Origin of the sequence: Trichococcus pasteurii (assembly GCF_900112935.1) — a bacterium.
In the GTDB taxonomy this organism is placed as follows: domain Bacteria; phylum Bacillota; class Bacilli; order Lactobacillales; family Aerococcaceae; genus Trichococcus; species Trichococcus pasteurii.
Genome location: NZ_FONM01000001.1, coordinates 144677 through 157622 on the forward strand (window position 1 = coordinate 144677; position 12946 = coordinate 157622).

The window sequence follows — 12946 nt, forward strand, 5'->3', positions numbered from 1 at the left end:
GTCCATTCCAACGGACCAGAGCAGCTTTTTTTTGCTGTGCTGGATCCCCCTGAAAGGCGGCCATTAAACTTGTTATCTTGGGGTAGCTATACTATAATCATGTTAGCATTTTGGAGGTCTATATCAAGAAAGAGTTCCAAATCAAACTCTGGAAGTAGGAGCAATCAATGAAGCTGGATAAACAATCACAAGACAAGCGTGTCATAGCCACAAAGAAAAACCTTCTGCAGGCGTTGATAACGCTGCTGGAAGAAAAATCCATCGAAGAAGTGACGGTAAGGGAGCTTACCCAACGTGCAAAAGTGAATCGGGGAACTTTTTACCTGCATTATGTAGACAAACATGATCTGTTGGAGAAAAATATCGATGCGCTGATCCTGGAACTCCAGGACAGAGGGAAAGCCATCACGAAAACGGTTTTATCCGATGCAGCGGAAACGGAATTCAGGCAAATAACGGTTGAGGCGTTCACGGATATCTTCAGCTACATCAAAGAAAATGAGCGTTTCTTCAGTGTTCTTTTCAATGGGAGAAGCAGTTATTCCTTTCCGCTCAAATTCAACACCTATCTGAGGGGACGGTTGGAGGAACAGCTCCGGTCGAAAAAAACCGTCATACCTTATGAACACTGGATCACCGCCGTTTCCTTCGCCTATCAAGGGATGATCTACTCCTGGGTGACGAACGGCATGAAAGATTCGCCGGAACGGATGGGCGAGTATGGGTATTATTTCATTTCCCAAAGCGTGGTGGAAATAACTAGAGGAACGTGATTGTTCCGTTAAAAAGTATGTTTGCGGTTGAGCGACAGGAGGGAACGTCATGGGAAGAGGCAACCTTGATTTGAATGTGGTTCAGGAAATACTGAACAAGACAAAAGAAGAAGTGGAAAACATGCATCCCGTCAATATCCTGCTTGCGGGGAAGACGGGTGTCGGGAAAAGTACGCTGATCAACAATGTCTTCCGGGAACGGATGGCTGAGACTGGCATCGGGAAACCCGTCACGAAGCATCTGCATCGAATCGCGAAGGAAGGCATGCCGATCGTGTTGTATGATACGCGCGGGCTGGAATTGAGCCACCCGATCCAAACCGAAGTAAAGCGGGAAATCATCGAGGCCATCAAAAAAAGCCAAAAGGAAGGATCCGACAAGGCGATCCATTTGGTCTACTATTGCATCAATGCGCATTCCTCCCGCATCGAGGAATCCGAGATCGCCTTCATGGAAGAACTTTCCGGATTGCTGCCGGTGCTGGTCGTCCTGACGCAATCGATCGGACAGCCTGCGAATGAGCTGAAGAAATACATCGAAAACCTGAACTTGCCGATTGCCGGTGTGCTGAATGTCATGGCGGAACAGTATGCCATCACGGATGAACTGGTGATTCCGCAGAACGGATTGAAGGAACTGATCGAGCGTACGTTTGCTCTGCTGCCGGAGGAGACGAAAGAGGCTTTTAACAACGCCCAACAGGTGGATATCGCGCGTAAAGCGAAAGCATCCCGAAGTTGGGCGACCAAATACATCGCGACCACATTCGGCGTCGGGTTCACACCGATCCCTTTTTCCGATGCGACTCTGCTGGTGCCGATGCAGATCGGCATGCTGGCCCACATCACCGCCATCTTCGGCATTTCAATGGATAAAGCCGCCATCACCAGTGTAATCGGGGCTGTCGGCGGGACAGGCGGAGCCACTTATTTGGGGCGTTACATCGTCTCCAACCTGCTGAAGCTGATTCCCGGTGCAGGCACAATCGTCGGAGGAGTCATCAGCGGGGCTACGGCTGCCGTCCTGACGACCGCTTTGGCAATGAGTTACATCGAGGTGCTGACGGTCGTGGCTAAAGGGGAAAAAGACGGCAAATACCCCGATCTCAGCAACATCGAGACGCTGATGCGCGAAAAAATGCAGGAGCGCCTCAAACTGGGGGACAAGGACCAGGACGTCAAAGCAGTGCTGGACAATCTGAAGAAGAGCAATCCATTGAAAAGATGGCTGAAAAAATAGACAAACACAAAAACGCACAGTCGGCCGACTGTGCGTTTTTCAGTATCCCTGATTTCAGATGCCGGTTACATTCAAAGGCTGTTTCAACGGTCCTTTTTTCAGTGCGAAAAGGTAACAGATGCCGTAGATGATGGCCAAACCCATCATCGCATACATACCGATTGCATAAGAGCCGGTCACGTCGTAAACGGCTCCCCAAAGCGGACCGGAGATGGACATGCCGATGGAAGGCGCCATACCGAGGATGGACCAGATACGCGGATAATCCCCGATACCGAAGACTTCGCTCACGACCAACGGGGTCAATACAGCTGGTCCGCCGAGTCCGAACGCAAGTATGAACATAACGATCGATAAGGTCATGAACGAGCGGGTGGTCGCAAGGAAGAACAAGGCGATCACCATGCAGACAACAACAACCGTAATGGTGATGGTTGAATCGATTTTGTCATTGATGGCCCCGACCGAAATGTTGGCAATGATCATGCCTGCCATGACGAGTGAGAACAGCGTACCCACCTGTGCAGATGTGAAGTTCATACCGCTGAAGTGCGCCGGCAGATGCTGCATCATCCCGCCTCCGAAAGCGGAAAGGAAGATACCTGTGAACAGGACGTAAAACGGTTTCATCTTTTTGGCATCTTCATAAGATATGGAAAGATCATGGATAGGTTCATTGTTTTCAGTTTGAACGGACAGTTCCTCCCCATAAGCGGTCAGGCCGACAGTGCCGGGATTTTCAACCAACAAAAAGAGGCTGTTCGGGACAGTCAGAAGCGCGAAAAGACCTGCAATCAGAAAGTAACCCATGCGCCAACCGAAGTTATCCAGAAATGTCGGCATAATCATCGAAACGATGGCTCCCGCAAGTCCTCCGGAGGCATTCAGCAAGCCCATCATTAGTCCTTTTTTGGCAGTGAACCAATTGTTGACCAACAAAATCGCCAGGAACATGGTGATCGGCATCATGAACAATCCGAGGAAAATACCTCCCAAATAAAATTGCCATAAGCGGGTGGCGAATGCCAACCAAACAAATCCTAATGAAACCCAGATGCCTCCGCCGGCCAATAACCGTTTTGCACCAAATTTAGGAAGGAATTGTCCGAACAGAGGAAGTACGAAAACGCCGGTCAAAGTCGACAAGCTGATGTAAAGCGAAAAGGCACTGCGCGTGAAGCCTAATTCTGCGGTGATGGGCTCAACGAAGAAACCGACCGCATTCCCGGCAATGTACATGGCCATGATCAAGAAGGCCGCGGATAAAAAGGATAGATAGTGGCGTAAGGTCATATAATAGTTCCTCTCTACATCGTAATTAAGTAAAATATGATTCATGTCAGATTTTCCGTATAACAAAAAGGCATCCCATAATATGGAATGTCGTTTCATGAAACCGAATACATGTATCTGCATATAAAATATTATATTAATAATCAACAAAAAGCAAGAGAATGTCAAAAAAAACGTCACACCCGTAAGGATGTGACGACAGAAAGAGGCTGATTCTTTTTGAAGATTACGCTGCATATCATCCGGAATTTCAATCATCAAAATGCAGCTGCAGTTGCGGAACCTGGAAGAAATGCTGGAGTGCCAAAGCGATCCCGCCCAGAAGAGCTCCATTTTTTCCCAGTGTGGATAAACTCACGGGAACGTATTGCCCTGATTTTCGGTTCAATTCCGTTTGGATTGCTGTCACACAATCCGGCAACGAACGGAAAAGCTCCCCATTCAGATAGACTTTTTCCGGATCGAGCAGGCTGACGACATTGCCGATCGCGATGCTCATATGCAGCACGAGATGCTCCACTACGTTTTTGGCTTCCTCATCGCCGGTTGTGTACAATGCGATCAGATCGGCCAACTGAAGCGCGGAATCCTTCTTCATGTCCCGGATTTCCGCAACCAAAGCAGCCGTTGAACAATACCGATTCAGGCAGCCTTGTTTGCCGCAGTCACAATCTTTGCCGAACGGATAGAGGATCGTGTGCCCCAGATTACCGGCCAAACTGTTTTTGCTGCGGAACAGGCGGTTCTGCAATAAAATTCCGGAACCGATGCCCTCATCCAGGTCGATACTGATGATGTTCCCCGGAGAATGAGCGAATACAGCTTCGGCAATAACCGCCAGATTGTTCTGATTCTCCAGATAAATCGGACAGTCGATGGCGTCGCTTTCCAGATGTTTGGCGGTCAGATGCTCCAACATTTTGTTAGTTGACGCTACTATCTCATCTTCATGCACAAAGCCGTCGATGGACACAACAATACCAACGAAGCGGAACGGCGTCTTAGCGAGGTTCTTCCTGTGGTAGAGAACTACTTCCTCGATGCTGTCGATGATATTGCTGGCCTCCACTTTTCTGACCAAATCGTACTGAGCGACGATCCTGCCTTGAAGATTGCAGACGAGCGAAGAAATCTTTGTTTGTGTAATGGTCAAACTCATCGCGTATCCGCCATTCGCATTCACCTTCAACAACACCGGTTTTCTCCCGCCAACGACGGAACTTTGACCTGTACCGAGTTCGACGACAAGTTTTTCCTTAAGCAGTTTTTTGACAATTTCGGATACGGTTGCTTTATTGAGTCCGGAATCATGAGAGATGGCCGCTCGTGAAGTATTGGGATGATTGATGATTGCTGTCAAAACAATGGTTTCGTTTTGTTCCCTGATTGTGTTACGGTTGACGATCATGGTGTGTCACACCCTTTACAAATTTTTTTGAGTTTTGGGCGCAAAAATGTGATGGATCTGAAAAATATACAAAGAAAGGCCATCTTGATGCAGAGTCGAACGTGTTCCGGGAAGTCTCCAGGAAGTGGAAATGCCTTGTATAGTAATCAGAAGTCTGGCGTTGAATGCGGTTACACAGGTGGTGAAGACAAAAGTGGGCTCGTGAAAGAGCGGTGGGTGGGAGAAACAGGCACTGCGGGCATTCGTCTTTGGTTACATTTTAACACTTTTTGATGATAATTGCGAGGTTTGGATGCCCGCCAAACCCAATAAACGAGCACTTTTTTTTCAATTGGGTAAAGGGATTAAGCGTTTTCCGGATTGTGGCCTCTGAGTCATTGTCATTTTTGGGGATAATCGGTAAAATGAAAGGAATCGTGGGAGGGGGTTTTTCAGAATGTTGGGTTTGAACGGAATCGAATGGATGATGTTGATCATCGCGGCGATCATCATCGGTTTTTCAAAAACGGGTATACAAGGCGCGACAATTCCGGCAGTGGCGCTCGTTGCGGTCCTATTCGGCGGGAAGGCATCAGCCGGAATCATGTTGCCGATGCTGATGCTGGGGGATCTGATCGCCATCTTTCAGTACGGCAAACAAGGTAAATTCAGTGACGTCCTGAAATTGTTGCCAGCAGCCGTAATCGGCATCATCGTTGGAGCCGTCATGGGCAATTATCTCGACGACAAGCAGTTCAAAGCTTTGCTGGGTATCGTCGTGTTGATTTGCTTGGGGCTGTTGATCTACAGAGAGGTGGCCAAAAGAGTTCTGCCGCTTCCAAAAAATCCGATCTTCCACTGGATGGTGGGGGCTATCAGTGGCTTTTCTTCGATGGTAGGGAATGCTGCAGGGCCCATATTCAACGTTTATGTGCTGTCGCAGGACCTAACCAAGAACAAGATGATCGGAACGACTGCGTGGTTCTTTCTGGTGATGAACCTCGTGAAACTGCCTTTTCACATCTTTATGTGGGGGACCGTCACGTGGGGGACGCTAAGGTACATGTTGCTGATGATTCCGTTCATCGCATTCGGCAGTTGGATGGGAATCACTTTCGTCAGGAAGATAAATGAAGTGTGGTATAAACGCATCATCATGATCATGACTGCGATTGCCGCGGTCCGTCTGTTCATCTAAAAAGAGATGCCTCATGAACGGATTTCACTCCCTTCATGAGGCATCTCTTTTTGCAGTCCCAAAAATCTGACTAAATAATTCTGTTAATTGGCTTGATCGACTTCAACTTCATCAGCCGGATCGACTGGCCCACGCAAGGCGCGTTGGTTGGCCCGGTGAAGGTGGAATGCCTCCAGGATGGGAACCAGTATGGAAGCGACAAGTCCGCCCGAAAAGCCGTTGTTGTACAGGTTGACGCCGCCGTGGAGATAACCGATATTCATGACCAATGTCAGATGCATGGCACCGGCGATGATTCCCGCTATGTTCCCATAACGACCGGCCAACGGCGCCAAGGTTGTTCCGAACAGCGCCGAAATAAGGACGATGGTTGATTGATTATCCTGATAGTTGAGTCGGCCCATCAGAGTGACCCCGATCAGGATCGGCAGGACGTTCTTGATGTTTTTACCGAAGGCTCCAAAGCCTATGACTGTGAAGATTCCTCCTAAAACTGGACCATTGATTTCTCCGCCCATCAGCAGAATGTAAGTCGTAGCCAAGAAACCAAGCAAAGCCATGTTGATGAGCGTCGCACCCAAACCGCCAAGTTCCAGGTAATCGGTGGACAATTGGCCCGAATGGCGCATGATCCGCTTCAAGCCATTGAAGCTCCATCCGTTGAGCCACAAGCCAATCAGGAACATGCCACTGAAAAGTGAATAGAGCAGCACAGAAAATGGGCCATTGTAGCCGCTGGCAAGAATGTTTACCGTTTCGATTTCGAAGCCAAAGTTGCGCATCAGGGAGATGAAGACCGTCCCGATGATGCCGCAGGTGAAACCGACGTTATAGAGGCTGAATCCTCTTGTGAAGGTAACGAAATGATGCGCCAGTGGGGGAATCAAGAAGCCGGAAACAAAACCGGCACCCAGCCCCAGGAGCACTCCATAGGGTTGACCGATGCCGAGGCTGAAAGAGAGCTCGCTGACCAACGGTGCCAAGGCGGTCCCGAAAAGGGCGGCCAGCAAGGATTTGTGCATCGGTACTTTTGTGACTTTTGCATACGTGAAGGCACCGATGCTGATCGGCATGGAATTGAATAAGTTCTTGCCGAAAAAGGCAAAGCCCGCAATCGTCAATATGCCGGCTATGACGGGGCCATTTATCTTGGCATCCGCCATCCTGACGATCCATAGGGCCTGCAACGTCATCAACGAAACGTTGAATAATGCCGCTCCGACGTTCGTCAATGCCATATAATCCGTCAACAGGTTAGCCGGAGAGGCCATGATGGTGAGGTTGCCTTCATAGATTTCCCGTGGGCTGTTGAACAGGAAGGCAACACCGCCCATCAACAAGGCGAAACCGGTCAATAACCTAAATTTTAATCGCTCGTAGAGTTCCTCTGCGCCACTCATAGTAGGCTGTCTTTTCTGTATCATTAGTGTCCCCCAATCTTATTGTGTTGTAACTGATTAATGAAAATGAAATATGGAAATTGCTTTTTGTCGCTACGGTAAGAACCCAAGCTGACAAAATCATGTAAACGTTAACTTACATTTAATTATACAGGTCCGCAGCGACTCTCACAATATTTATTTTCAATTTTACTAAAATCCACTAATATTTCAACAGGAAGTACACAAACAGAACAATCTGTGCTGAACATTTGGTCCAAAAGGCAACGCCTGATCCAAAAAAGGTCGCACTTTTGTTCCGATTCAGACCGGATTGGTTTACTTTCGGATATATACCGCTACAATATAGAGAGAAGATACAATCATTTAGGGGGAAGAAGTATGCTGACAATCGGATACATCGGAAACGGGAAAAGTGCAAACCGTTACCATTTGCCTTTTTCTTTATCAAGAAGCAACATCAAGGTCAAAACGATCTATAGCCGGAATCCGGAGAAGAGTGATTGGGAAAAAATCGAAGGCATCCACTATACGGGAAATATCGCGGATATTCTGGAGGATGATGACATCCAATTGGTGGTCATCTGCACGCATACGAATTCCCATTATGAGTTCGCCAAACTGGCTTTGGATCACGGTAAAAATGTGCTGGTCGAAAAACCATTCATGCCAACTTCCGAAGAAGCGGCCGCTATTTTTGCCTACGCGAAAGAAAAGGGCTTGCTGGTCCAGTGCTACCAGAACAGACGCTACGATTCGGACTTCCTGACGACCCAGAAAGTAATCGAAAGCGGCAAATTAGGCGATCTGTTGGAAGTCGAGATAGCCATCGACTATTACCGTCCGGAAATTCCTTTGGCTATCGACAGCTTCACCAAGGATACAAGCTACCTGTACGGAATCGGCAGCCATACCATCGATCAGGTCCTTTCCTATTTCGGCAAACCGGACAGAATCCACTACGACGTGCGGCAACTATTGGGACCAGGCCGGATGAATGATTACTTCGACTTGGATTTCCATTATCAGAATCTGAAAGTTTCCATTAAATCCAGCTTCTTCAGGCTGAAGGAACGTCCGAGTTTTGTCGCTTACGGCAAAAAGGGCATGTTCGTGAAACAGACCCGAGACCGTCAAGAAGAGCACCTGAAGCTGTTCCACATGCCGAACAATTCCGATTTCGGTGTCGACCTGCCGGAGCATTACGGGGTTCTGACGTACATGGATGATGAAGGCGTCTACCATGAAGAGAAAGTGGTCTCCGAAAAAGGCGATTACGCCAGAGTCTATGATGACCTGTACAACGCAATCGTGAACGGTGCGGAAAAAGTCACCAAGGACGAGGAAACCCTGCTGCAGATGGAAATCATCGAAACAGGGATAGAGGGTATGGTCTGAAGAGAAAGAGAATGAAAGCTACCATGGGCAGCCTCGTTGCGAGGCGACCCATGGTTTCTTGGTCTTTTCTGCTTGTCCGGTAACTTTCTTTTTGAAGGGTTTGTGGCCACCGGGGGTCCCAGCTCCGGTGAACGGTGCCTTCGCCGAAGTTCGGCCAACATTCCGTTTGCGTCCTCCGACGAGCGCAGCCTCTCCGGAGTTGCGGATGAAAGTTACCGAAGAACTTCGGTGGGCGTACGCCTCACCGGAGCTGCGCACGCATATTGCTAATATCTGAAATTAATCGGGGTTAGTCTTCTTCGGTCATATGCCTCCCCGTAAAAATTATCATCTGTAAAAACAGGAAAATCCTTAAAATGGGTACTAATGCCCAGTTTAAGGATTTTTTTGTTGGTTATTTAGTTTGCGCGGACATCTTTCAGGGCATCCAGAATCGCCACATCTTCCGGCGAAATGGTGAAATCAAGCTGCGCATTCTCGATGATGCGCGCTTCATGCGTGGACTTCGGCAAAGGCAGGGTATCCTTCTCCAGGCAATAACGGATGGATAATTGCGCCGGCGTCACGCCGTATTTTTCAGCCATCTGCTTGATTTCGGGGCTATCCAGAATAGCGCCGGTAGCTAAAGGTGAATAGGCTTCGACGACGATTTTGTGTGTTTTGCAGAATGTCAGCAAGTCCTTCTGGTCGCGGCCGATGTAGAAAGGGATCTGGTTCGCCATCGGTACGATGTCGCAATTGTCCAGGATCGCTTGCAGGTCTTTGATGGAGAAGTTCGAGACCCCGATGGCGCGGATTCGACCTTCGTCATAGAGCTGTTCCATGGCTTTCCAAACTTGGATGTTGCCTTCGGTGCAGTCCTTGCCGATCTCGTCCCATGGCCATGGCGCATGGATCAAGTAAAGGTCCAAATAATCCAAGCCAAGATTGTTCATGGTTTCCTCGAAATGCTGCAGCGCGCCGTCGTAATCCTTTATTTGTGCGGGCAACTTGCTTGTCACAAACACTTCTTCGCGGGCAATCCCGAAATCGCGGATCGCTTTTCCGACATTTTCTTCATTGTGATAGGCATGTGCCGTATCGATGTGCGTATAACCGTTCTTCAAAGCCATCGTAACCGCTTCATAGGCCTCTTCGTTAGGGATTTGCCATGTTCCGAAACCGATGGAGGGAATCGATACCCCATTGTAAAAAGTGAATACATCTTTGTTTGCCATTCAATAACCTCCTGATGTGATAACGTTTACTAATCTTCAGTTTAGAACAGTCAGCAGTAGATGTAAAAGGATATACCTCGAAAAGTCAAAATAGCTTAGAAATGGACAGGGGGTACGGAAGAATTATTCTGGTATTTGTTTGCAAACAAGCGAGTTGATCTGTCTTAGTCAGGTAAGGATACACCAGATGTCAGGGTTAATTTGAGAACGCTTTTAAAAAACGGTATATTTTAGACAGAGGTGAATGTTATAATTTTTCCAAGGGGGAATGATCATGGGCTTCGATAGGAATCAGTATTTACGTGAATTGGAGACGATCGTCAATATCGACAGTGGCAGCAGAAATCCTGCGGGCACACGAGAAGTGGCGGCGTTTTTGGAAGAGAAATATAGGCAGCAAGGTTTTGTTACTGAGCTGGTTTCGGTCGGTCCGGAGGTTGGACCGGTTCTGGTGGCGACGAACGCACCGGACGAACCCATCGATCTGCTCTTCATCGGCCACACCGATACTGTGTTCCTGGATGGCGAAGCGAGCAGACGGCCTTTCACGATAGAGGGAGAGCGGCTCTATGGGCCTGGCGTTTATGACATGAAAGGCTGCAGCCTGTTGACGGCCTATTTGCTGGAAAACTTGCCCACAGAACTGAAGCAAAGCCTTAACATCTGTGTGATCCATAATCCGGATGAGGAGATCAGCTCCTTTTATTCCCGCGAAGTAATCATTGAGAAAGCCAAAATGGCCAAGTTCGCTTTCGTCATGGAGCCGAGTTCAGCGGATGGTTCGATGATCAAGGAGAGGAAAGGCATCGAGAAACTGAAGATCCATTTCAAGGGCCGGCCATCTCACGCCGGCGACGCCCCTCAGGAAGGGCGCAGCGCCATCAACGAACTGGCTCATTGGATCGTTCGCATGAATACTTTGATTGATTATGCTGCCGGTGTGTCTGTCAACGCGGGCACGATCCAGGGCGGCAGCGTACCGAATGTCGTCCCCGAGCACGCCCAGATGGAATTGGACTACCGTTACTCAAATCCCACGGACGTCACGGCTTTCTTTGATATGCTGGAGGAATTGCAGGATCATGCCGCCGCAATGGAAATCGGCATTGACATCGAAGTCATCGGCAAGCGGCCGCCAATGATCGACGTTCCCGGAGCGAAAGCGTTGCGGAGCGTCTTCGAGAATGTTGGCAAGCAAATGGACACGGTCGTTTCGTTCAAAAAATCGGGAGGCGTATCCGACGCCAACTTCACTACCAGTGTCGGGGTTCCGACGGTCTGCAGCATTGGTCTGATCGGTGGAGCTTTTCATACCGATCACGAATATGTGGAGCTGGATTCCATTCAGCAACGCTTGGATCTTTTGACGGCGGTCATAACAGAAATGAGCCGGCGGAAGATGTTCTGTGAAAGCGCAGATCGGCTGTCCATCTCGTGAGCCCCAACGATGCAGACATGAAAAATTATAAATTAAACAGCAATGCGAAGGTCCTTTTCCGGTCCTCTGCGTTGCTGTTTTTTTTGATTGATGGCGCTGTGTTCCACGACGGAAATACTTGCCGAAGAACACTGGAAGAACAGCACTTTTGCTGTTCCGGATGCGATAATAGGGCTATAGCATTTCATCCGTAGATACCGATTAGCGCAGCCTGCAGGCGGAGCAAATTGGTGATTTAATTGGATGTTTCCGGGGGATTAAGCAGAAGGGGTGGTAACATGGTGAAGATTGGTGAGAAGACAGTTGTGTCCGTAACGTGCCAAGATGTTATTCTGCAATTAGCTGAGCAATATTGTTCTGAAGGTGAGTATCTTCACTTCGGGATGAAAGAGAATCCTAAAAAATATGTATTGGTGACCGATGAAAAAATATACCTGATCAAATCCAAAGCGATGGCTGAAGACAAGCATAAAGAGGATGTGTTCAGCATCCAGTACACGCAGATGCGGAAAGAGGAATTAAGGATGAAGTTTGATGGCTGGTTTGTGGAAATGTCCACCCACTCCGCCGAAAAAAAAGAGCCTCAATTTCATATCGTGTTGGATAAAATCCAAGGCTTGCGTCCGGACGAAAAAGAAATTTCCTTAGAGAGTCCGCAACCCGTTTTGCCAGATTATCTGGAAGCGGAAATCCACTGTTTGAAAGAAATATTGGCGGAAGGCCTCATCACGCAGGAAGAATACGAGAGCGTGAAGGACAGACTTTCGGAAATGTAAACAAGCAGTCGGTTCCGCGGAGTCGAGATACAGAATATAGTAAGAAAAAACATGGAGCTGCCTCATTTCGAGACAGCTCCATGTTTTTTGTGGTTTGGTACTATGATTATCTGGTTTGAGGTCAAGTCCGTGGCGGAATTCCCCGCCTCAACCGCTTTTGGAGGGTTATCCGACAACTTCTTATGGAACTAATCTCAGATCGCCAAACTCGTTCTTTTGAATGTATTGAACTGATCGCGCAATAGGGCGCGCGTCAGGTGATCTTCAAATGTCACATTCAGATTCGGCAGCTTTGCGATATTGTAGATGTCGTTTGTATCTTCCACGAGCACCCAATTGTTCAATACCTTCACGACGATGGAGGACAGCGGTTCTGCATTGCTGCACTTGAACAACGTATCATCCACAAATTTTTTGAAAGGATTGACCAACTGTTCTTCCGGCAGCATGTTCTCCGCCAAGCCCAAGGCATCATCCCGATAGATCGTGAATTCTTTCTCATATACAGGAGGGGATTGTTTGATGAGTTCGTAATCCCGTTCCTTTATGTACGCCAAGGCGTCCTGGTAACCTTTGCGGTATTCCTTAGTGGATTTGATGCCGCTGTTCATATAGGTTTTGGCCGCGATGACTTCTTCCAAAGAATCTTCAGGAATCAACCAACCCTCTTTGTTGCTGAATTTCACGGCATCTTTGATTTTTCCTTTGCGGATCCATCTGCGCACCATTTCTTCTGAATGGGTGATATTTTTTTTGCTGAGTATTTTGACTGCTTCGGCTACGGTAAGCATTGTTTGTCCCTCCGTTGTTACTTGTTTAGTTGATT

The 12946-nt window shown here is 48.2% G+C and carries 11 protein-coding genes; 6 read left to right on the plus strand and 5 right to left on the minus strand.

What is annotated here, in order from left to right; all coding sequences use genetic code 11:
* The first annotated feature begins 167 nt into the window (after positions 1 to 167).
* Positions 168 to 773 carry a TetR/AcrR family transcriptional regulator gene (locus tag BM184_RS00690; RefSeq protein ID WP_086942116.1) on the plus strand — a complete coding sequence of 202 codons (606 nt, stop codon included), beginning with the start codon at positions 168 to 170 and terminating at the stop codon, positions 771 to 773.
* Positions 774 to 822: 49 nt separating this feature from the next.
* Positions 823 to 2013, plus strand: a complete 1191-nt coding sequence (locus BM184_RS00695; protein ID WP_086942117.1) for a YcjF family protein — start codon at positions 823 to 825, stop codon at positions 2011 to 2013.
* A 54-nt stretch (positions 2014 to 2067) separates the two neighbouring features.
* Here BM184_RS00695 and BM184_RS00700 read toward each other — a convergent pair whose 3' ends face one another.
* Both BM184_RS00700 and BM184_RS00705 read right to left on the minus strand, forming a co-directional pair.
* The gene (locus BM184_RS00700; RefSeq protein ID WP_177208489.1) at positions 2068 to 3306 is read right to left on the minus strand and encodes an MFS transporter; all 1239 of its coding nucleotides are present in this window, start codon (positions 3304 to 3306) and stop codon (positions 2068 to 2070) included.
* A 250-nt stretch (positions 3307 to 3556) separates the two neighbouring features.
* Positions 3557 to 4714, minus strand: coding sequence for an ROK family transcriptional regulator (locus tag BM184_RS00705; RefSeq protein ID WP_086942119.1), 1158 nt, complete (start codon positions 4712 to 4714; stop codon positions 3557 to 3559).
* Positions 4715 to 5150: 436 nt separating this feature from the next.
* Here BM184_RS00705 and BM184_RS00710 point away from each other — a divergent pair, with 436 nt between their 5' ends.
* Positions 5151 to 5891 (plus strand): sulfite exporter TauE/SafE family protein, encoded by a 741-nt coding sequence (locus tag BM184_RS00710; RefSeq protein ID WP_086942120.1) that lies wholly within the window; start codon positions 5151 to 5153, stop codon positions 5889 to 5891.
* Between the two features lie 83 nt (positions 5892 to 5974).
* Here the strand turns inward: BM184_RS00710 and BM184_RS00715 are convergent, their stop codons facing one another.
* Complete coding sequence (locus tag BM184_RS00715; protein WP_086942121.1) at positions 5975 to 7315, minus strand: DUF1576 domain-containing protein; 1341 nt, start codon at positions 7313 to 7315, stop codon at positions 5975 to 5977.
* Positions 7316 to 7672: 357 nt separating this feature from the next.
* Here BM184_RS00715 and BM184_RS00720 point away from each other — a divergent pair, with 357 nt between their 5' ends.
* Positions 7673 to 8689 carry a Gfo/Idh/MocA family oxidoreductase gene (locus BM184_RS00720; protein WP_086942122.1) on the plus strand — a complete coding sequence of 339 codons (1017 nt, stop codon included), beginning with the start codon at positions 7673 to 7675 and terminating at the stop codon, positions 8687 to 8689.
* A gap of 398 nt (positions 8690 to 9087) precedes the next feature.
* Here the strand turns inward: BM184_RS00720 and BM184_RS00725 are convergent, their stop codons facing one another.
* Entirely contained in the window at positions 9088 to 9906 is an 819-nt protein-coding gene (locus BM184_RS00725) for an aldo/keto reductase (protein ID WP_086942123.1), read from the minus strand.
* A gap of 274 nt (positions 9907 to 10180) precedes the next feature.
* On the opposite strand from BM184_RS00725, the gene BM184_RS00730 reads away from it, so the two are divergent.
* Both BM184_RS00730 and BM184_RS00735 read left to right on the plus strand, forming a co-directional pair.
* Positions 10181 to 11344, plus strand: a complete 1164-nt coding sequence (locus BM184_RS00730; RefSeq protein WP_177208490.1) for a M20 family metallopeptidase — start codon at positions 10181 to 10183, stop codon at positions 11342 to 11344.
* 278 nt (positions 11345 to 11622) lie between these two features.
* Positions 11623 to 12120 (plus strand): hypothetical protein, encoded by a 498-nt coding sequence (locus tag BM184_RS00735; protein WP_086942125.1) that lies wholly within the window; start codon positions 11623 to 11625, stop codon positions 12118 to 12120.
* Between the two features lie 194 nt (positions 12121 to 12314).
* Here the strand turns inward: BM184_RS00735 and BM184_RS00740 are convergent, their stop codons facing one another.
* Positions 12315 to 12911 (minus strand): helix-turn-helix domain-containing protein, encoded by a 597-nt coding sequence (locus BM184_RS00740; protein ID WP_086942126.1) that lies wholly within the window; start codon positions 12909 to 12911, stop codon positions 12315 to 12317.
* Positions 12912 to 12946 lie beyond the last annotated feature (35 nt).

What these genes read in the sequence shown, in the direction of transcription:
- BM184_RS00695 (WP_086942117.1), top strand. Translation starts at nt 823, where the DNA reads ATGGGAAGAGGCAACCTTGATTTGAATGTGGTTCAGGAAATACTGAAC.
- BM184_RS00725 (WP_086942123.1), bottom strand. Translation starts at nt 9,906, where the DNA reads ATGGCAAACAAAGATGTATTCACTTTTTACAATGGGGTATCGATTCCC.
- BM184_RS00735 (WP_086942125.1), top strand. Translation starts at nt 11,623, where the DNA reads ATGGTGAAGATTGGTGAGAAGACAGTTGTGTCCGTAACGTGCCAAGAT.
- BM184_RS00705 (WP_086942119.1), bottom strand. Translation starts at nt 4,714, where the DNA reads ATGATCGTCAACCGTAACACAATCAGGGAACAAAACGAAACCATTGTT.
- BM184_RS00690 (WP_086942116.1), top strand. Translation starts at nt 168, where the DNA reads ATGAAGCTGGATAAACAATCACAAGACAAGCGTGTCATAGCCACAAAG.
- BM184_RS00730 (WP_177208490.1), top strand. Translation starts at nt 10,181, where the DNA reads ATGGGCTTCGATAGGAATCAGTATTTACGTGAATTGGAGACGATCGTC.
- BM184_RS00740 (WP_086942126.1), bottom strand. Translation starts at nt 12,911, where the DNA reads ATGCTTACCGTAGCCGAAGCAGTCAAAATACTCAGCAAAAAAAATATC.
- BM184_RS00700 (WP_177208489.1), bottom strand. Translation starts at nt 3,306, where the DNA reads ATGACCTTACGCCACTATCTATCCTTTTTATCCGCGGCCTTCTTGATC.
- BM184_RS00715 (WP_086942121.1), bottom strand. Translation starts at nt 7,315, where the DNA reads ATGATACAGAAAAGACAGCCTACTATGAGTGGCGCAGAGGAACTCTAC.
- BM184_RS00710 (WP_086942120.1), top strand. Translation starts at nt 5,151, where the DNA reads ATGTTGGGTTTGAACGGAATCGAATGGATGATGTTGATCATCGCGGCG.
- BM184_RS00720 (WP_086942122.1), top strand. Translation starts at nt 7,673, where the DNA reads ATGCTGACAATCGGATACATCGGAAACGGGAAAAGTGCAAACCGTTAC.